Consider the following 20,329-nt stretch of genomic DNA (forward strand, 5'->3'; position numbering starts at 1 on the left):
TGTGCATAAAAAATTAGGGTGGGTAAATAAATAACACCCACCCTACTCTTGCTTAATTAATTACCCTACTACTACAACGGACGATAAACGCGATAGTTGATTTTAGGGAAGATGTTATCCATTACTTCGACTTTTTCGAGCCAACCACTGTCAATTTTGCCAGCTTTTACGTCTTCGTAGAGTTTATTAAACCTCATCAAGTGCGATCGCGTGCGTCTGACTGCATAAGGTACCATAGTTCCTGTCCGCATAATGAAAGCCCAGTCAGAAGATTGTGCTAACAGCAATTCTCGTGCTGCTTGATTTAATGCTCGCCACTGCAATTCATCCTCTGGCTCCACGTGCGATATTTCTATCATTCGCTCCGCAGCTTTGTGCAAATGCGGATAAATCCAGGCGTTTGTTTCGTTCAACCAATACTCGTGGAAACCTTTAAAACCCCAACTTGACTGCGAAGGACGACATACTTGCTGTACTGGATGCGATCGCAGATAATCTGCCAAGTGGGTCATTGCATAGGTTCCTTGGTCATACCATGACTTACGGAATAGAAAATCAATGAACCAAGGGCCTTCATACCACCAATGTCCAAACAACTCGGCGTCGTAAGGCGAAACGATAATCGGCGGGCGTTGCATTATACCATAGAGATGTTCAGATTGCCGCTCTCGGTTATACATAAAATTAGCGGCATGTTCCGCTGCCTTTTCCCTTGCCCAATAAGGGTCATAGAGTGCTTTATCTGACAGCCCTAAACCACGTCCAGTAATTTTGTGATATTTAATGCCCGTATTTTTTCGTTGACCATTGGGCATAATGTAGGGCTTAATGTACTCATATTCTGCTTCCCAGCCCAAATCTTTGTAAAATTCTCGATATTCCGCCGCCCCAGGATAGCCGACTTCAGAAGACCATACTTGTTGAGAAGATTCATGATCTCGCCCAAACGCAGCAACGCCTGTTTCTGTAAAAATTGGAGCGTAAGTACCAAAGCGGGGACGGGGTCTGGCGTAAAGAATACCATGTCCATCGGTCAGGAAGTAACGTATACCAGCGTCTGCCAGCATCCGCTCTACACCTTCGTAGTAAGCGCATTCAGGTAACCAAATACCTCTCGGTGCTTGTCCAAAGGTTTCCTGATAATGTTCGCAAGCTACCTGAATTTGTGCCCACACTGCTTGCGGATACATTTTCATTAAAGGCAAATAGCCGTGGGTAGCGCCGCAAGTGATAATTTCCAGGTTATTACTATCTTGGAACTGCTTAAAAGCCGTCACCAAGTCACCGTTGTAGCGTTCCCATATTTGACGCGCTTCGTTAAACTCAGTGGCGTAATGTTCGGCCAAGTAGCGAATATGTCCATTATGGACGTTACGCTCGGCCTCCATCTCTATAAGTTCTTCTAGTTGTGCTAAGTGGGCGTCATAGCGTTCTTGCAGCAGAGGGTCACGAAGCATCGACACTAGAGGCGGTGTCATACTCATCGTGATTTTAAAGTCGATACCGTCTCGCTTTAAGCCTTCAAATACTTTTAATAATGGGATGTAAGTTTCTGTGATGGCTTCATAGAGCCATTCTTCCTCCAACACATAGTCACTTTCTGGGTGACGAACGAAGGGCAGATGTGCATGAAGAACAAGCGCGACATAGCCAATAGCCATAATGATTTTGGGGTGGTACTTGTAAGTTGAAGGTGGAGGGGTTTGCCAGAAATTAACAATATTTTAAGACTTTATGGGGATTGCGAGTTAGGTTTATATGAGTTTTCAATTAATTTAGGGACTTCCAAAAAATAAATTATCCCAAATTATTTGTATATTTGTAGGGGCGCACAGCTTTCAGAAGGCAGAAGGCAGAAGGCAGAAGGCAGCTATGCTACCCACCCTTAAAAGAGTGGGATTGTAACAAGGACGTTTTATACCTTGCTGCAAGCAGTCTCGGTATAATTATTTGTCTGAACGTGGCTCTAGACCCAGAACTAAAGTTTTAATTGTTACTCCTAACATAAGTGCCTTCTGCCCTGTCTTCGACACGCTGCGCGAACGAACTTCTGCCTTTCTTTGTAAAGCCCCTACGTTCGCGGAGCGTCCCGCAGGGATGGAATGTTTTTTAAACTGGAAGTCCCTTAAAAGCTTTGTACCAATATTTGAACTCCTGGGCATTCCTACTCCGGTTGTGGGTTGACTTGTTGCAGCGGAAAAATCGGGTTTCTCACTTACAGTCCTTTTGTAAACTTTTTGCCTTTGGAGTTTAGTAATTCTTTTTTAACCAGATGCCGTTAGTATCTGCCTCCAGAAAAATTTTACTTTTACTTTGTTTGGTGAGGTTGAATTTCAGGAGCGATGCCTAAGGCGGGCTACGCCTACGCCAGAATTATACAAAAAAGCGTTGAACTCGAACGCTAAAACCCGGCAAAAGTGTTGATGTAATTTCGTCATCAGTCAACAAAGTTGCTATCAGTTTTAACTGGGCAGTTTCTCGACGATAAACTTGTAACTGCTGTAATTGCCAATTTGCAATTCAATATTATTGTGCTTAGAATTACACATATATTAGCTCAATAATTATACCAGTATTAAAGCAGAAATGGCATAAGACGCTACTTTTAGATATAAAAATTAGACCTCTTGCGCGAATAGAGAAAGCATAAAAAGAATACATTTTAAATAAGTATTTTTGGTGGAGACATTTATCGCCAACTGAAGATTTTTCGCATCCTGAAATCACAATATCGTAACTGCAGAAAAAGTTTTGGATTACATTGCAACTTGATTGCTGGACTTCTCAAGTATGAACTTGCTCTGTTTTCTTGATTCGGAAAATACGTATAATTATTATACATAAGTACTATCGGAATTCATTGAAATTACAAAGTAAATTTATCGTTTAAATATATACATGATGTTAACATCATTTTCAGTACATCTGACATAGTGGACTACACCAGGCCAAAATGAGCAAAAACATCTTTACTGTCTTAACATCAAGCATAGTAGCCGTAACTGCGATCGCCGTTTCACCTCTCAAATCACAAGCACTAACCTTTGATTTTAAATTTGATAATACGCCTAATGCCACTGTAACTTCTCCCTTCGTAGGAACAGGAACGTTTAGCTTTGACGGAGACCCTGGAGATGGAACATTTGCACTTACGTCTTTACCAAACTTTAACTTTTCCTTTAATGTTAATGGAAATAGCTTTACCAACACGGCTCTTGCAACGCCACTGGCTAATATTCTTGCAAGAATCGGAACTAATGGTAGCGATCGTTTCATCAACTTCGGTGGTTCAGGTGGTGGCCCCTTCGGAGGGTCTATCGATTTTGTAAATGCTAGTAGTTTAAGTTTCCAACCCGGTTTCGGATCGCTTTATTTTTCAGGAGCTGGCTTTGGAACTTATCAGGGGATAGCACAGGCAGATGTTACCCCTGTTCCTGAACCAGCTAGCATCTTAGGTTTATTAGGTTTATCCTTGGGAGCCTTGGTTGCTAAGAATAAAAAACAAGCTTAAGAGGATGTTTAAAAAGTATTATTGCTAACATCAAAATCTTAGAAACCTAACCCCCCAGCCCCCATTCCCTTGTAGGGAATGGGGGTTTTTAGTAGAGTTTGCCAATTTTTGTCTATATTTGTTTATATTTATGGCAAAAATACTTCATACCTAAAGGTGGGGGCTTGAATTACGAATTACTTTGACGGCTTCTTTTTCTATTCTTCGCTTTCTTGATACAGCTGTTGCAAGTTCTGTAACTGAGTCTTTCGAGAAACACGGCGATATTTTTTAGTTTCCAGTTTCGGTTCGTATTGACTCTGGCCTTTACCTTTAGTTTTTAACTTGAGAGTTGATTCAGGGCCGGCTTGTTGCTGAAGTTGTGTTTGAAGAGCGATCGCTGCATCCAAAAATTCCAAATAATGTTCGTATCGTTCCCAGTCTCCCCGCACTGCACACTCAGGCTCATCTCGGTGCAGACAATCGCTAAATCGACAGCTAGCAACTGCTAAGCGTTTTCTTGCTTCTGGGAAATAATGTACTAATTCTTCTGGGCTACAATCCATGTCCGGCTGATTAAAACCCGGAGTATCTGCTAATAAACCACCACAGGGCAATTCAAATAATTCTACATGGCGGGTAGTATGACGACCACGAGCTAATTTGCCAGAAACCTCCCCCACTCGCAGGTTAGCGTCGGGAATTAGCCAATTAATCAGGCTAGATTTGCCCACACCGGAAGGCCCAGCAATTACAGTAATTTTATTTCTGAGATAGCTGGCTGCTTGGTCTATATTGATGCCATTTTGGACGCTGATAAATAACGGTTGATATCCCCAACTGAGCAGGCGATCGCTAATTTGCTGTTGTTCTTGTTGTGAAATTAAATCGCTTTTATTCAAGCACAAAAGCACATCCAAGCCAGTAGACTCAGCCTTAATCAAAAACCGACTCAATTGATAAGGTTCCAAAGGCGGATCGGCAACAGCAAATACTAATAAAATTTGGTTGACATTGGCAATGGCTGGACGATCTAATTCACTTTCACGGGGTAAAACCTCAGCAATTGCTCCCCGTCCTCCAGTCCAATCTGGCTCCTCCACAACAACGCGATCGCCCACCATCACTTGTTGTCCGATTTTTTTCAGCCGCGTTCTGCGAGTACAGAGGAGGAGGGGGAGATGGACAGACGCGGGGACAGAATTATCTGTATTTGCGGAAGTTGCCATCGAAGCAATCTCAATTTCAGACTTTTCTCCGTATCTCCGTGTCTCCGTGTCTCCGTGTCTCCGTGTCTCCGCGTCTCCGTGTCTCCGCGTCTCCGTGTCTCCGTGTCTCCGCGTCTCCGTGTCTCCGTGTCTCCGCGTCTCCGTCTCTGTCACATCCAGCTGTACGCGATAAAAATTAGCCTGCACAGCTAGCACAGTACCCAATAACTGTCCAGTTGCAGCAGAAGTTTCCGCAATCATTGGTTATTAACTGGACGACGCACTAACAGGGAAAAATAACTACTGCAATCTGTAATTTTTTCTACCTGATAACCTGCCATTGTCAAACTATCGGGAACCTGCTCAATTGGTTCTCCTGGGTCTAGCCATACTTCTAGCAAGCCCCCTAATGGCATTTTCTCTAAACGTAGTTTTGTCCGCACGAAATTAATTGGACACGGGGTGCCGCGTAAATCAAGTTGAGCATCAGGAGTTGAAATAGAAGAGGATTTCATTACTTAAACAGATTTCCCAAGAATCCTTCTAAACCACCTTTGCCAGTACGGTCTCCTTTAATTTTAGCCAGTTTCTCCAGCAATTCCCTTTCCTCTGGTGTCACCTTGTTGGGAATATCAATCAATACTGTCAACAGATGATCGCCTCGACTTACTGGATTTCCTAATCTCGGTACGCCGCGATTTTCCAATTTCATCACCGTATTCGGCTGGGTTCCCGCAGGAATGATTAGTTCCACTGGCCCGTCTACCGTATCCACCTCTAACCGACAACCTAAGATTGCTTGCAAGTAGCTAACTTTAATTTCCGAGAGAATATTGATGCCATCTCGTTGAAATTCTTCGTCTTCATTGACGAACAAGTAAACGTATAAATCTCCAGCAGGGCCGCCACGTTGACCCGCATCTCCTTCATTGGAAATCCGCAAGCGTGTGCCATTATCCACCCCAGCCGGAATGGTGATTTTAAGTTTCTTTGTTACTTGATTCGCGCCTTTGCCATCACATGCATCACATTTATCTTCAATTACCATCCCTGTTCCATTACAAGTGGGACAAGTGGATACTTGAGTGAAACTACCGAAGGGCGTTCTGGTAACGCGACGAACTTGACCCGATCCGCTACAAGTTGAACAAGTACGCGGACGAGTTCCTGGTTTTGCACCAGAACCGTTACAAACTTCGCAATTTTCCAAATGGGAAATGCGGATTTCTTTTTCACCGCCAAATACTGCTTCCCGGAAATCTAACTTTAGGTCTAGCCGCAGGTCATCACCTCGCGCAGGGCCGCTGCGGCGTCTTTGTTGTTGCGTCGGGCCACCCATACCCCCAGCAAACCCACTAAAAATGCTTTCAAAGATATCGGCAAAGCCGCCCATATCGCCCATATCTTGGAAGCCTACACCGGCTCCTGAGACACCCTCCGGCCCAAAGCGATCGTAACGAGCGCGGGTTTCTGGTTCCGAAAGTACTTCATAAGCGCGGTTAATTTCTTTAAAGCGTTCTTCCGCCCCGGCTTCTTTGTTCACGTCTGGGTGATACTTCCGGGCTAAACGGCGGTAAGCTTGTTTGATTTCTTCTTTGTCGGCGTCACGAGAGACACCCAGGATTTCATAATAGTCGCGGGCCATATAGCAAAGGTAAAAGTTAGAAGGAACAAAGCAGGAGGCAGTAGAACGTTACAGTTACTTGCTACCCTACAAAAAAGCGTTTTGCCTAAAAAGCGTCTTTAGGAGGGCGGCTTGCCGGAGAATGGGCAGAAGATAAAATTAATTTTTGTTAATAATTGATTTTACCCTTTACCTTTTACAAAAATCACCGACAAATCTTGAGCAACAGGTACTTTCCTCGTGGGAGACGACAAAAATTACAGAAACAGTTGTAAACAGAGAAAATCCCTGTTCAAACTTCTCACTGCCGAGTTTGCTGTCTCTTTTACAATTGTGCTACGTAGGAGAGGAAAACCCCGCCCATCAACCAGAGGGGCTAGCCGCACCATCAGGTGTGGAAAACCACCCATATGCTTTGGATCGCATCTCAACTAGCACACCGTTTAGCCCACAGTGATTTGCTTCTACAATTTAGCAAACGGCTGGGGTTTTGTGAAACTTCGCTAAATTTAGCATCAATATATTTAAATATATTAAAGTGTTTTAAGAAAAATCTCAAAATTAGGGAGTGGGCATTGGGGAGGCAGGGGAAGCAGGGGAAAAGGTTAAAGGTTAAAGGGAAAAGGAATAAATTTAATTCTTTCGCCTTTTCCCCGGTTGGTGAGCTTGCCTGTCCTGAGCTTTGTCGAAGGGTCGAACCATACCCCTTTCCCTTTCCCCATGCCCCGTTTGCCCCATACCCCATACCCAACCTTTAATCTATCGCTTCATAATCAGCTTGTGCGGTACTTTCTTCATCAAAATCAAAGTTGAATTGCGGTATGAGTGTACCGTTCATGGCTGAGTCTATTTCTGGGGTAAACACACTAGCTGAAGGTTGGTCAATTTCGTCGGTTTGGCTGTTAGCTCGGTTGTAGACATCGGCACCAATGGCAAACAACGTTTGTTGAAAGTCGTCTAGGCGCTGCCGAAATTCCGCCGTGGAAATGCTGGAGTCAATCATTGCAGCTTGGAGTTGTGTGACTTTTTCACTAGCCAAGGTTTTCATCTGTTCGCCGATGAAGTTACCGTTATCCTTCATGGTGGATTCGTAACTGAACAACAGGTTATCTGCTTGGTTTTTCAGTTCAACCAATTCTTTACGTCTTCTGTCTTCTTCGGCAAACAATTCTGCTTCTTGGCGCATCCGTTCGACTTCGTTATTACTTAAACCACCTGTATTGGTAATTCTGATACTCTGTTCTCTACCTGTGCCCTTGTCTTGGGCTGCAACCTTGAGAATTCCATTGACATCAATTTCAAAGGATACTTCAATTTGCGGTACACCACGGGGTGATGGGGGAATTCCTGCTAAGAGAAATTTACCGAGACTTTTATTATCTCGTGCCATTGCCCGTTCGCCTTGGAGGACGTGAATTTCCACAGAAGTTTGTCCATCAACTGCTGTGGAAAATATTTGTGACTTGCTAGTAGGAATTGTGGTGTTACGTTCAATGATTTTGGTGAATACTTCACCCAAGGTTTCAATCCCCAAAGACAATGGGGTGACATCCAATAGTAAGAGATTATCGACTTCACCACCCAAAACCCCTGCTTGGATAGCAGCTCCTAATGCTACAGCTTCATCAGGATTGATGGAGCGATCGGGAGCTTTGCCATTGAAAAATTTGATTAAGGCATTTTGGACTGCTGGAATGCGGGTAGAACCACCCACCAAAATAATCCGATCTATGTTTTGTGGTTTGAGAGCTGCGTCTTTAAGGGCTTGGATCATCGGTTCGATGGTGGCTTCGATTAATTGCCCTGAAAGTTCTTCAAATTTAGAGCGACTCAGTTCCATCTCCAGATGCTTGGGGCCGCTTTCATCGGCGGTGATAAAAGGCAAATTGATGGAGGTATTGACCATACTAGAGAGTTCAATCTTTGCCTTTTCTGCTGCTTCCCGTAGACGTTGGAGTGCCATCTTATCTTGGGAAAGGTCGATTTTTTCCTGCTGCTGGAAGCGTTCGATCATCCAACGCACGATCGCATTATCAAAGTCATCTCCACCCAAATGGTTGTTACCACAAGTCGCCTTAACTTCAAAAACACCATCCCCAAGTTGCAGAATCGACACGTCGAAGGTTCCTCCTCCCAAGTCGAAGACTAAAATTAACTGTTCTTGCTCTTGTTTATCTAATCCGAAAGCTAAAGCCGCAGCCGTTGGTTCATTAATGATTCGTAATACTTCTAATCCGGCAATAGTACCGGCATCTTTTGTTGCCTGTCTTTGGGCATCTGTAAAATATGCTGGTACGGTAATCACTGCCTGAGTGACAGCTTCTCCTAAAAAGTTTTCCGCATCCTGCTTCAGCTTTTGCAGGATCATGGCAGATATTTCTTGTGGCGTAAAATTTTTTGAGCGAATTTGCACATCAACGGTATCGTCTCGACCTTTGACACAGTTGTATGGTACGCGATCGCGTTCTACTTCAGTATCTTCCCAACGCCGACCGATGAATCTTTTAATACTGTAAATTGTGTTTTCGGCATTGGTTACCGCTTGGCGCTTTGCCAGTTGACCCACCAAGCGATCGCCACCCTTGCCAAATCCCACAATACTTGGAGTAGTTCGTCCCCCTTCAGAATTGGAGATTACAAGTGGTTGACCGCCCTCCAAAACTGCGACGCAACTGTTAGTAGTGCCTAAGTCGATCCCAATAACTTTTCCCATATTTACCAGTATTTTTACTGAGTTTTTATGCTGTAATTATGATGTCGCGGATTAATTTTTGTTGCTGCGAACCAAGGTTAGCTCAAAACTTCAGCATTTAGGAATGGGGGTAAGGAAAAAAGACGCGGGGATGAGAGGACGCGGGGACGCAAAGACACGGAGAGTTCATTAAGAGCCACCGCGTCTCCCACTCTCTGCATCTTCTTTCCCCGCGTCCCCGCGTCTCCCACTCTCCGCGTCTTCCTCATTCCCCTCATCTTCCAATACTCAGTAATGATGCTCGCCTCTGCTAGAACCCATCAGCGAGGCGAGCCGTTACAGTTTAACTGAAGGCTTGACTCGACTGATCGTCTGGTGCAGCAGGTGTATCTTCCTTGGGAGCAGCTACTTTGACCATTGCATGGCGCAGCACGCGATCGCCCAAGTAATATCCGCGCACTAACTCTTCTAACACTGTTCCTTCAGGATGTTCATCCGTAGGTTCCCGCATTACTGCTTCGTGCAGGTTGGGATCGAATTCTTGACCTTCGGGACGCATTGGTGAAACACCCAAACGTTTAAGGGTATCTACTAATTGTTTATAAACACCTTGGTAACTTTTATGGATAGTCATTTCCCCATCGGATTGGGGTTTGAGGTGCGATCGCGCCCGCTCAAAATTATCCACCACTGGCAACAACTCCAGAATCGTGTTCCGCCTCATCTGTGCCTCTAGCTCTTCTTTTTCTTTGCTAGTGCGTTTGCGGTAATTCTCAAAATCAGCGGCAATCCGCATATATTGAGTACTACGTTCTTCTAGTTGTACTTTGAGAGACTCGATTTGTTGAGTCAGTTCTGCTAAAGCTGCTGTTTGTAGTTCAGCTTTCTCACTGGCAGCGACGCCATTTTCTTGACCAAAAGTAGCCGTATCCGCCGTTACATTGGTTTGGGCTGACACTTGCTCAGTAACTTCGCTGCCAGATTCATTGGAATTGATTGGGGCTGGGGAGTCGCTTTTCATTGCTTGCTTTACCTCTGTTGGTTCACCCAATTGCTGGCTTGTATTGTTTATCTGTTTATTTTCATCCATCATTGTCTAATGATTCCAGATGCTTTTTATGGCACTACATCCCCATAGTTTGCAACTGTCGTCATTGACGACTTGCAACTGAGGCTGATTTTATTGCCAACAAGTTCCTGGAGTGATGTCACCGTCATCTTATTGTGACAAAAGGTGAACACGCTAGTTGAAATACTCCTAGTGCGGTAACCCGAACGATTGACACTCCTGAGCCGTTATGCAGAGGATTCTTGCTTCACAGGGATTCCGACGAATTTACCCTCAGCAAGCATCTTGACCATGTGCCCCACGGCTGCAAGTCCCCTCTGGAGAACTACTTGTGCAGCGGCGACATCCCTATGGGTTGTATAGCCGCAATTTGAGCAATTATGAATACGCTCTGATAAATCTTTTTTGCCTGTCACGCTTTGGCAGTTTGGGCAGATTTGGCTTGTTTTACGGCTATCTACTTTTTGAAAATAGACGCTACGCTTAAAACAAATCCGATCCAAAATACTGAAAAATTGCCCAAATCCTGCATCTAGACAGTGCTTGCCCAACATCCCACGGGATAGTCCGACAAGGTTTAAGTCCTCAATAAAAACCATCCCACTATCGTTGCAGATTTGATGAGATAGCTTTGTGTGCCAATCCTTGCGGCAGTTGGCAACGTATTCATACAGTGAAGCAACTTTTCTTTGGGCTTTACGCCAATTGTTTGAGCCTATACGTTTTCTCTTAACGCGCTGTTGCAGCAATTTAAGCTTGCGTTCGGCATCAACAAAAAACTTTGGACGCTTAACTAAAAGACCATTAGAAGTTGCAACAAAATTAGTTAAACCTACATCAATTCCTACTGCTTCCCCGTGTGGCAACCTTTCTGGTATGGATACATCCCATTGAATGGTTAACATCACATACCATCCAGAAACTTTTCTTGCCACACGCGCTTGCTTGATAATTCCACCATCAGGAATGCTTCGTGATTGACGAACTTTTACAGCACCAATTACAGGCAATTTTACCTGACCATTGGTTAGCGGATTTTGCCCTAATTGCGGGAAACAAAAAGACCGCATCCGTCCTGGTTTTTTAAATCTTGGGAACCCATGATTTTGTTCCCACATACTCACAAAAGCTTTTTCAAGTCGCCTCAATGTTTGCTGTAAAGACTGAGCATTAACTCGTTTTAAATATTCATTTTCTTGACGTGCAGCAGTTAAAGATTTGCACTGGCTTGCAAATGTTGGGCGCGATGCCTCAGCAGGAATGATATAGCAGCTATGGACGCTACAAGCGTTTACCTGACAACTACGGGACTTATACCAGTCTTTACGTTCAGCTAAAGCATGGTTGTAAACCCGTCTATGAGTTTCTATCCATTCTTCAAACAGTAATATTTGTTTTTGTGTTGGTTTTAGCTTGAATTCGTAAGTCAGGTTAAACACGCTTGTGACCTCCCGACTCTATTTTACTACAATTCTAAAAATCGATGGTTCGGTTAGTAGAATAACATTGCTCGTAAGCGGGCGAGGCTTTAACCCTAGTTTTTCGCTAGCGTAACTCCAGGAGTAAGTATTTTGCAAGAGTGGCGCTGAATTTGATTCACCCCTCTTATGAATTTATGGATCGGGTTTTTAATGGGTTAGTACTTAAAATTTAACGATTCACGCCTAATGTGAATTAAATAGGTTGAGATTGGAAAGTGAGAACATTAATACCAAAACGACGACGAAGCAATAAACGTAGTGTGTGAGATGCAATTTTGGCAGCAATGTGTACACAAAAGCCATCGCAAAGAACCAATATTTTCAAGTTAATCGTCAACAGTCAACCATCAACATGAAATTCCATTATCTTGTCTTCTTCTGGTGAGAAGTTTTTTGAGCGATGAGAATTCTGTGTCCCATGCTGGGAATACTCTAACCAGAGGTTTTCCCAAATCAATTGCTCCCTTTATGACTCAATCGTCACCACAACGGCGCAGTACCGCTCTAACTACTAGAACAGAGTTTTCGCCCTTTGGCAACAAGCTAGTGCAATCTGGCTATGTTAATAGCGAACAGATGAGACAGGCACTAATTGAAAGCCGTAAATCCGGTAGACCACTAACGGAAGTATTAGAGTCAATTACTGGTCAACAACTATCACCAGAACTGCTCAGGCAATACAAAAAACAACAGCTATTTGAACTAAAAATACTCTACGGTGTTGAGTTCCTCGATCCGGAAGTCAACTCCTTTGCCGGCACGATGGTGGGTAACCTGATTGATACCTTGATTCCAGTGGATATCTGCCGTCGTCATCGTTTGGTGCCACTGTCCAAACACGAAGACCAAACCCCGCCTTCAGTTTTGGTGGCGATGGTTGCTCCAGATAATCTGGAGGCTTGCGACGACCTCAATCGCATCTTGCGACCCCAGGGCTTGGCATTGCAGCGGATGGTGATTACACAGGAGGATTACCAACAGGTAATCAACCAATATTTGGATGACCTGGCTGTTCGGCAAAAGCACCTAGAACGAGAAAGCTCTACAGATATTAGTCAGGATTTAGAAAATCTCGGAAATCTCGACATTGAAGATGCTCCTGAGGAGATGGAGGCCGATCTAGGGGCAGCAATGAAGGGCGCTGAAGATGCCCCAGTTATTAACCTTGTCAACAGAATCCTCGCTAAAGCGCTGCATGAAAAAGTTTCCGATATTCATGTGGAACCACAAGAAGAAAACTTACGCATTCGCTTTCGTAAAGATGGAGTGCTGCGTGAAGCTTTCCCGCTGATGCCGAAAAAAATCATCCCGGCGGTGACAGCCCGATTTAAAATCATCTCTAACCTAGACATTGCCGAGAGGCGTTTACCCCAAGATGGACGCATCCGTCGGATGTTTGAGGGACGCAAAGTAGATTTCCGTGTAAATACCTTACCCAGTCGCTACGGGGAAAAGGTGGTGCTGCGGATTTTGGATAATTCTTCTACCCAACTCGGATTGAATAAATTAATTACAGATCCAGAGACTTTACACATTGTCCAGGATATGGTTAGCCGTCCCTTTGGTCTAATTTTGGTGACTGGGCCGACTGGTTCCGGTAAAACAACCTCGCTGTATTCGGCGCTGGCGGAAAAGAACGATCCGGGAATTAATATCAGTACTGTAGAAGACCCGATCGAATACAGTCTTCCAGGGATTACTCAAGTACAGGTGATTCGAGAAAAAGGGCTGGATTTTGCTACAGCATTGCGGGCTTTCTTGCGACAAGATCCAGATGTATTACTGGTGGGTGAAACGCGGGACAAGGAAACAGCAAAAACAGCGATTGAGGCTGCTTTAACTGGTCACTTAGTATTAACTACCTTACATACCAATGATGCCCCAGGAGCGATCGCTCGTTTGGGAGAAATGGGGATTGAGCCTTTCATGGTTTCTAGTTCCTTAATTGGTGTTTTGGCTCAACGTTTGGTGCGACGGGTATGTTCTGAATGTCGGATTCCCTACACTCCGACAACTGAGGAATTGGCACGTTATGGTCTGTCAGCGTCCTCTGAAGTGGAAGTCACTTTCTACAAAGCCAACACTTTAACATTAGAAGCGATCGCAGAAGCCAAAACCAAAAATCAGCTTTGCCCAACCTGTAATGGCGTCGGCTACAAAGGGCGTTGTGGCGTTTATGAAGTCATGCGAGTCACCGAAAACCTCCAAACCCTAATCAACGAAGAAGCACCCACAGAACGTATCAAAGAAGTGGCGGTAGAAGAAGGGATGAAAACTTTGCTGGCTTACAGTCTGGACTTAGTACGTCAAGGCTCCACTACCCTCGAAGAAGTAGAACGGGTGACCTTTACAGATACGGGTTTGGAAGCAGAATTAAAAGCCAAACGTAAGACAGGTCTTACCTGTCGGACTTGTGATGCCACCTTGAAACCAGAATGGCTAGATTGTCCCTACTGTCTGACATCTCGTTTTCAAGATTAGTCATTCGTCATTAGTCATTAGTCATTAGTCATTAGTTAATGCTTAGTAACTTAAAACAACTGACAAATGACAAATAACAAAAGACAAATAACAAACATTAAAAGGAAGCAAAACTATGGAAATGATGATTGAAGACTTGATGGAGCAGATGATTGAAATGGGAGGTTCAGATCTGCATTTATCCGCAGGTTTGCCTCCTTACTTCCGCATCAGTGGCAAACTCACTCCCATAGGTGAGCATGTGTTGACAGCAGATCAGTGTCAAAGGCTGATTTTTAGTATGCTCAACAATACCCAGCGTAAAACTTTAGAGCAAACCTGGGAATTAGATTGTTCTTATGGTGTTAAAGGCCTGGCTCGGTTCCGGGTGAATGTTTATAAAGAACGTGGTGCTTATGCTGCTTGTTTACGGGCATTAAGTTCTAAGATTCCTAACTTTGAAAAATTAGGTCTGCCTGATGTAGTGCGGGAAATGTCCGATAAGCCCAGAGGATTAATTTTGGTGACGGGCCCTACAGGTTCCGGGAAAACAACAACCCTAGCGGCAATGATTGACTTAATTAACCGCACTAAAGCAGAGCATATATTAACAGTAGAAGACCCCATTGAATTCGTATACGAACCAATTAAAAGTTTAGTTCACCAACGGCAATTGGGCGAAGATACCAAGAGTTTTGCTAATGCTTTGAAAGCAGCTTTACGGGAAGACCCAGATATTATTCTAGTGGGGGAAATGCGGGATTTGGAAACAATTTCCTTGGCAATTTCCGCAGCAGAAACAGGACACTTAGTATTCGGTACGCTACATACTAGTTCTGCTGCACAAACCGTTGACCGGATTATCGACGTTTTTCCCCATGAAAGACAAACTCAAGTGCGGGTACAATTATCAAACTCTTTAGTAGCAGTATTTAGCCAAACATTAGTTTCTAAGAAAAATCCCAAACCCGGTGAATATGGTCGGGTAATGGCTCAAGAAATTTTAATTGTAACTCCAGCTATTTCTAACTTAATTCGAGAAGGTAAAACATCACAAATTTACTCAGCCATTCAAACCGGCGGCAAGTTAGGAATGCAAACTCTAGAGAAAGTTTTAGCCGACTATTACAAAGCTGGAACAATCTCCTTTGAAGCAGCAATGTCTAAAACTTCTAAACCAGATGAAATCCAACGTCTCATCGGTGGTTCTACACCACCACCAGCAGGTGCAAAACCGGGAGCCGGGGCTGTTAAAGCACATTAATCGGTGGATGGGGAGATGAAGGAAATGAGGGAGACAAGGGAGACAAAGAGAATAACTCTTAACTCTTAACTCCTAACTCCTAACTCCCAACACCCAATAACTAACAACTATTTTGAATTTATTTGTTTATGCCAACATTTGTTGCTCGCGTTCGGGATTCTCAAGGAAAATCTCGAACAGAAAAAATTAGTGCTGAATCTTTAGCACAAGCTCGTACTAGTCTTAGAGAACAAGGTTTTGTAGTTCAAGATCTTAAAGAATCTAAAGGCTTTCAAGCAGGGTTGGATATAAAGAAAATCCAGAATTCCTTTGTGAAAGTCTCTGTTAAAGATAAAGCAGTTTTTTCCCGTCAATTTGCCGTTTTGATGAATGCGGGAGTTGCGATCGTTAGAAGTCTGGGGGTACTGGGTGAACAGTGTAGTAATACTAAACTCAAACAAGCTCTCGTGGAGATTAGCAACGATGTTCAAACTGGAATGAATCTTTCAGAGGCAATGCGGAAGCATCCTGAGTGCTTTGATGGATTATATGTGAGTATGATTCAAGCCGGCGAAGTTGGTGGTGTTCTAGACGAAGTTTTGAATCGTTTAGCCAAGTTGTTAGAAGATGTTGCCCGCTTACAAAACCAAATTAAATCAGCGTTATCTTATCCAACAGTTGTGGGTTTTATAGCAGTTGCTATATTTCTTGGTATGACTATTTTTCTGATTCCCGTTTTTGCGAAGATTTTTACAGAAATCGGAACTGAATTACCACCTCTAACTCAATTTTTGATGGATGCTAGTCTCTTTTTGAGAAGTCCTAAGGTTTTCGGGCTTATCGGTGGACTTGTAGGATTGAAAATTGCCTATTCACGGTATGCTAAAACTCCTGTTGGCCGCCAAACAATCGATCGCCTTTCTCTGAAAATGCCTTTATTTGGTGACTTAATTCAAAAATCTTCTGTTGCACGTTTTAGCCGCACTTTTGGTTCTTTGACTCGTTCAGGTGTGCCAATTTTAACTTGCTTAGAAATTGTCCGAGATACATCAGGAAACCAAGTAATTGCTAATGCTATAGATGCAGCCCGCGTAGAGATTCAACAAGGAGGCATGATTAGTATTGCTTTGCAAAGAGATAAAGTTTTTCCGGCTATGGCAATTCAGATGATTAGTATTGGTGAAGAAACCGGAGAATTAGATGGAATGTTGATGAAAGTTGCTGACTTCTATGAAGATGAAGTTGAGCAAGCAGTAAAAGCACTTACCAGTGTTTTAGAACCAATTATGATTTTGGTTCTGGGGGGAATGGTTGGTACGATTTTGCTGGCAATGTATTTACCGATGTTTAAGGTATTTGAAAAACTGGGATAAGACATTAAAAGTTAAGAGTTAGGAGTTAGGAGTTAGGAGTTAAGAGTTAAAAGTTATGAGTTATGAGTTAGAAATTAGGAATTAAAAATTAGTAGATAGGAGTTAAGAATTAGGATTTACAATTCTCAATTTTTGATTTTTAATTTTTAAATAATTAATTTTATTCTTAACTTTTAAACTCCAACTTTAAACTAACTAATTTTCTTATACACTCCTACCTCATCACTCCTAACTCATCACTCCTAACTCATCACTCCTAACTCATCACTCCTAACTCCTACCTCCTCACTCCTAACTCCTAACTAATTTATTATGACTGTGCAAAAATCTCAGTATGAAGCGAGCTTGGCAGAGTACAGTAATCATCAGGCTGCGATCGCCTTACTAAAACAACACCGTCCATATTTGGAGATGATTCCCAGTTTACGCCGTCCAGATGAGAGTGTAATTTCTATTCCTTTACCAATTGTGCGTCTTTGTAAAACTGCTACAACGGCTTCGCAGGCAATTTCTCTGCCTTGTGATGTGGGAATTTTGATGTGCGATCCGGAATGGAAAATAAAAACTGGAGTGGAGATTTTAATCTTTATTCATCGTCCCGATGAAGACTTTTCTGATTTGTTAGGACGTTGGCGACAATCCCAAGTTGTTTTAGACAATGATTATGAATGGTTGATGCCTCTCCGTCACAGTCATATTTTGAGTGAAGGATCTGATAGCATATATCCTTTATTTGTCATTTTTTCTGAAACTTCAGAACGCATCCAACGGGGTCTTGTCGGAGCAGAACTTCCATTTATTATGCAAACATCAAATTTTTTCTTCGAGGAGAATTGTACAGACGCTTTTTCTCCAGAAATTCCACCAGCTTAATTATTATCAACTATGGAGCGATCGCCAACTAACTGGACTTGAGATTAAAGGCGATCGCTCTGCAATAAAATTCTATCAATTAATCAAAAATAGAAACCTAGAATTACGTTTAATCTTACTTGTCAACAAAAAGATCCCCGACTTCTTAGAGAAGTCGGGGATCTGAGCCTTTGCCAAAAGTGACTCAGCTTGTACATTATCCTTGTTACTGTCCAGTAGGAAGCTTCAAGCCCCGACGCTCAAGCATTTGCCGTACCTGTGGGCTAGGGCTGTAGTTATAGCCGTAGGAGGAGTTCTCAGAGTCATCCATAATTTGAGGTGTGAGCAACACAATTACCTCATTACGCTGATTAGATCTGTTTGTACTTCTAAATAGCGAACCAATTAACGGCAGATCCCCTAAAATAGGAATCTTCGAGACACTTGTACGGTCTGAATCTTGAATAATACCTGAGAGAATTAGTGTTTGACCGTCACGTAAGCGAATCAAGCCAGAATTTAGTGAGCGTTCAGATACCAAGAATATTTGTTGACTACCACCACCTCCAACGTTGATGGTAGCTGGAGCTTGGGGTGCCTTGACAACCGGAGCCACCGATAAAGAGACAAAACCGTTATCGTCAATGCGTTCGACTTTGACTGCTAGGGTTAAACCTACTCGGTCTTTTTCTGCCGAAATCGTTTCTGTAGCAAGATTTGAATCGCGAACGATTTCCCTTTTTATATTGCCTACTACTTCCTGAGTTAGGTTAACATTAGCGGTTTGACCTTCTTGGACAATTAAGGTTGGGTCTGTCAAAATTTTGGCATTACCATTTTGGACTTGAGCCTGCAAGCTAGCGAGTAGGCGTTTAGGGAATTGGAAAAGAGAAGGTAAAGCTGTAGTAGCTGTTCCAAGGGTACCTTGTGTAACAGTTGATGTACCATCGGCGTTTATTTTAATGATGTTATCAGTTGCTGGAGTGATATTAGTGAAACCTGGTTGTAAGGGGTTTGTATTACTGGGTGCGACAGGTTGATAGAAATTACCACTTCCTGGATTTGCAACTCTAGTGATGTTCCCGTTTGCGTCTACTACTACTGTACCTGGGGTAGTTCCTGGAATAGATACGCTACTGTTAGGGTCAAGAAAAGGTGTTCCCGTAACAGGATTTTGGATGACTGGTGTACTAGTCACACTACTTGAAACTTCAGCACTAGTAGCTGGTCTCGAACCACCAAAGTTTAGAGATGCTGCACCACCATCATTTGTAAAGTAGTTGTTTCCAACCCCAAAGGAAAAGCTAGTGTTGTAGTCCTGGGTGTTCAAGAGGTTAACATCGATAATCTTGACATTGACTACTACTTGACGACGCCGGATATCCAACTGAGTTAGTTGAGCCATTGCCATCTCAACTAGTCTCGGAGGCCCAATTAAAGTTAGAGAATTGGTGCGCTGGTCTCCTAATGCCTGTAGACCTCGGAGTAAAGGTGTTGTGTATTTAGAGTCCTCAAGGGTTAGACGTTCAATTTTGGTTTCCGTTGTCGTCTGAGTTTGGGTAATAGGAGCCACTCCAGATCCTACAGGTACAGCACTAACGCTAGTAACTTGTCGTTCCCGGCTGACAGCGCTTTCTGCTCCCAAGCCAACCAAAAAGTTTAAGGCAACATCGACCGTGACCTGATTGAGTCTCAGGCTCCGCATAACCATGTCACGGGTTGCATTGGGTAGTTTCGGCCCTACGAACACTGTGCGATTACTGCGATTAGCTTCTAAACCACTCAGGCGCAAGACGTAGTTAAACACATCTTGCACTGGCTCGTTTTCTATATCTAACGAGATTGTTTGAGAGGCTGCTTGTGCTGCTGCACCTTGCTGACCCCCACCACCTTGCTCGCTTCCGACGTAAGCCAAATTTAAACCAGCCGCACGAGCAAGTAATGATAAAACCTCACGCACCGGTGCATCTCGCAGTACTAAGCGGGGTACACGTTCCTGAGTTCCTAAGTCGATGGTGCTAGGAGAAGCATCGGTGGCAGAAATGGCAATATCTCCCACTGGTGGAGCGACGGCTCTCGGTAAGAAAGGTGGAGCTTGACTCAAAGGCTGACCAGGGCCAGCGGGTTGTGCTGGTTGTCCGTCTATGGTGACTTGGGGGTTGGGAACAAGAACGCCTGGGTTTTGACCTGTTTGGGCTGGAGTAGAAGCGGGGGGCGCTGTCGCTGTGGATGTTGGTATTGTTGGTGTGGGTGTTGATGCCGTGGTACCAGCAGATGAGTTAAAGCTGAGTGTAATTCCATTTGGCGATCGCACTACCGGTTCGTTGCCAGGTACATTGTTACTGCCAGTTACCGTCACTCGCACACTATTGGCATCAAGTTGATTGACCTCTACGGAAGCAATTCCTGGTGCTGGATTATCTTGACGGAAACTATTACCTTGTTGTAGGCGTAATTGAGTGTTAATAACGTCTGCAACTAAAGCCTTACCTCTTTTAGTGGTAAAAACTTGGGGACGCGACCCTGAAGAAGTTTTTAAAACAACGCTAACTCCACCATTAGCTTGTTTTAACTGTACATCTGTAACTTGAGCAATTTGCGCCCATACTGGTTGAGCTGCCAAAAATACAAAAGCAGCAGTGCCTAATATAAGACTATTACCGTGAACCTGTTTCACAGTTCATTCCTCACCTAAATAAAACCTTGTTTAGAATCAATTTTTGAGTAGTTAGTTAAAAAATCAGAAGTTAAGAGCAATTAATTAAAAATTAGGAGTTAAGAGTAATTAATTAAAAGTTAGGAGTTAAGAGTGAGGAGTTAGGAGTTAGGAGTTAATA

13 protein-coding genes and 4 pseudogenes are annotated in these 20,329 nt (G+C 43.5%); 6 read left to right on the top strand and 11 right to left on the bottom strand.

Translation table 11 applies throughout. The annotated features are described in order from the left end of the window. Window positions 1-71: 71 nt before the first annotated feature. The gene (locus VF06_RS02105; RefSeq protein ID WP_099068114.1) at window positions 72-1,661 is read right to left on the bottom strand and encodes a glycoside hydrolase family 57 protein; all 1,590 of its coding nucleotides are present in this window, start codon (window positions 1,659-1,661) and stop codon (window positions 72-74) included. A 1,292-nt stretch (window positions 1,662-2,953) separates the two neighbouring features. Here VF06_RS02105 and VF06_RS02120 point away from each other — a divergent pair. Continuing rightward, window positions 2,954-3,511 carry a PEP-CTERM sorting domain-containing protein gene (locus tag VF06_RS02120; RefSeq protein ID WP_099068112.1) on the top strand — a complete coding sequence of 186 codons (558 nt, stop codon included), beginning with the start codon at window positions 2,954-2,956 and terminating at the stop codon, window positions 3,509-3,511. 197 nt (window positions 3,512-3,708) lie between these two features. Here the strand turns inward: VF06_RS02120 and rsgA are convergent. The 4 genes and pseudogenes from rsgA to dnaJ all read right to left on the bottom strand — a co-directional run. Further along, window positions 3,709-4,671: pseudogene (gene rsgA, locus VF06_RS02125) on the bottom strand (small ribosomal subunit biogenesis GTPase RsgA); the annotation flags it as partial. A gap of 162 nt (window positions 4,672-4,833) precedes the next feature. After that, window positions 4,834-4,959, bottom strand: a pseudogene (locus tag VF06_RS43465) (ribosome small subunit-dependent GTPase); the annotation flags it as partial. After that, entirely contained in the window at window positions 4,956-5,213 is a 258-nt protein-coding gene (locus tag VF06_RS02130; RefSeq protein ID WP_099068110.1) for a sulfurtransferase TusA family protein, read from the bottom strand. The pseudogene VF06_RS43465 and the gene VF06_RS02130, both read right to left, overlap by 4 nt. After that, entirely contained in the window at window positions 5,213-6,343 is a 1,131-nt protein-coding gene (gene dnaJ, locus VF06_RS02135; protein WP_099068109.1) for a molecular chaperone DnaJ, read from the bottom strand. Before dnaJ ends, VF06_RS02130 begins: the two co-directional genes overlap by 1 nt. Window positions 6,344-6,488: 145 nt before the next feature. Here dnaJ and VF06_RS38820 point away from each other — a divergent pair, with 145 nt between their 5' ends. Further along, a complete protein-coding gene (locus VF06_RS38820; protein ID WP_143861700.1) occupies window positions 6,489-6,779 on the top strand; it encodes a hypothetical protein in 291 nt (96 codons plus the stop codon). Window positions 6,780-7,076: 297 nt separating this feature from the next. Here VF06_RS38820 and dnaK read toward each other — a convergent pair whose 3' ends face one another. The 5 genes and pseudogenes from dnaK to VF06_RS43605 form a co-directional block, all read right to left on the bottom strand. Then, entirely contained in the window at window positions 7,077-9,035 is a 1,959-nt protein-coding gene (dnaK, locus tag VF06_RS02145; RefSeq protein ID WP_099068107.1) for a molecular chaperone DnaK, read from the bottom strand. A gap of 77 nt (window positions 9,036-9,112) precedes the next feature. Further along, the gene (locus tag VF06_RS40175; protein ID WP_180267390.1) at window positions 9,113-9,283 is read right to left on the bottom strand and encodes a hypothetical protein; all 171 of its coding nucleotides are present in this window, start codon (window positions 9,281-9,283) and stop codon (window positions 9,113-9,115) included. 74 nt (window positions 9,284-9,357) lie between these two features. Further along, the gene (gene grpE / locus VF06_RS02150; protein WP_099068106.1) at window positions 9,358-10,107 is read right to left on the bottom strand and encodes a nucleotide exchange factor GrpE; all 750 of its coding nucleotides are present in this window, start codon (window positions 10,105-10,107) and stop codon (window positions 9,358-9,360) included. Window positions 10,108-10,310: 203 nt separating this feature from the next. Beyond that, window positions 10,311-11,522, bottom strand: a complete 1,212-nt coding sequence (locus VF06_RS02155) for an RNA-guided endonuclease InsQ/TnpB family protein (protein ID WP_099068105.1) — start codon at window positions 11,520-11,522, stop codon at window positions 10,311-10,313. A gap of 235 nt (window positions 11,523-11,757) precedes the next feature. Then, a pseudogene (locus VF06_RS43605) lies at window positions 11,758-11,868 on the bottom strand (IS982 family transposase); the annotation flags it as partial. Window positions 11,869-12,032: 164 nt separating this feature from the next. Here VF06_RS43605 and VF06_RS02165 point away from each other — a divergent pair. The 4 genes and pseudogenes from VF06_RS02165 to VF06_RS02180 all read left to right on the top strand — a co-directional run bounded on the left by VF06_RS02165 (window position 12,033) and on the right by VF06_RS02180 (window position 17,513). Continuing rightward, window positions 12,033-14,045, top strand: a complete 2,013-nt coding sequence (locus tag VF06_RS02165) for a GspE/PulE family protein (protein ID WP_099068136.1) — start codon at window positions 12,033-12,035, stop codon at window positions 14,043-14,045. A 112-nt stretch (window positions 14,046-14,157) separates the two neighbouring features. Further along, a pseudogene (locus tag VF06_RS02170) lies at window positions 14,158-15,288 on the top strand (type IV pilus twitching motility protein PilT); the annotation flags it as partial. A gap of 128 nt (window positions 15,289-15,416) precedes the next feature. Then, window positions 15,417-16,640 (top strand): type II secretion system F family protein, encoded by a 1,224-nt coding sequence (locus VF06_RS02175; protein WP_099068103.1) that lies wholly within the window; start codon window positions 15,417-15,419, stop codon window positions 16,638-16,640. Between the two features lie 312 nt (window positions 16,641-16,952). Further along, window positions 16,953-17,513, top strand: a complete 561-nt coding sequence (locus tag VF06_RS02180; protein ID WP_099068102.1) for a hypothetical protein — start codon at window positions 16,953-16,955, stop codon at window positions 17,511-17,513. Window positions 17,514-17,718: 205 nt separating this feature from the next. Here VF06_RS02180 and VF06_RS02185 read toward each other — a convergent pair whose 3' ends face one another. Next, window positions 17,719-20,169: a type IV pilus secretin family protein gene (locus VF06_RS02185; protein WP_099068101.1), complete on the bottom strand. Its 2,451-nt coding sequence runs from the start codon at window positions 20,167-20,169 to the stop codon at window positions 17,719-17,721. Window positions 20,170-20,329 lie beyond the last annotated feature (160 nt).

The organism is Nostoc linckia z4 (assembly GCF_002608075.1).
Classification (GTDB): Bacteria; Cyanobacteriota; Cyanobacteriia; order Cyanobacteriales; family Nostocaceae; genus Nostoc; species Nostoc linckia.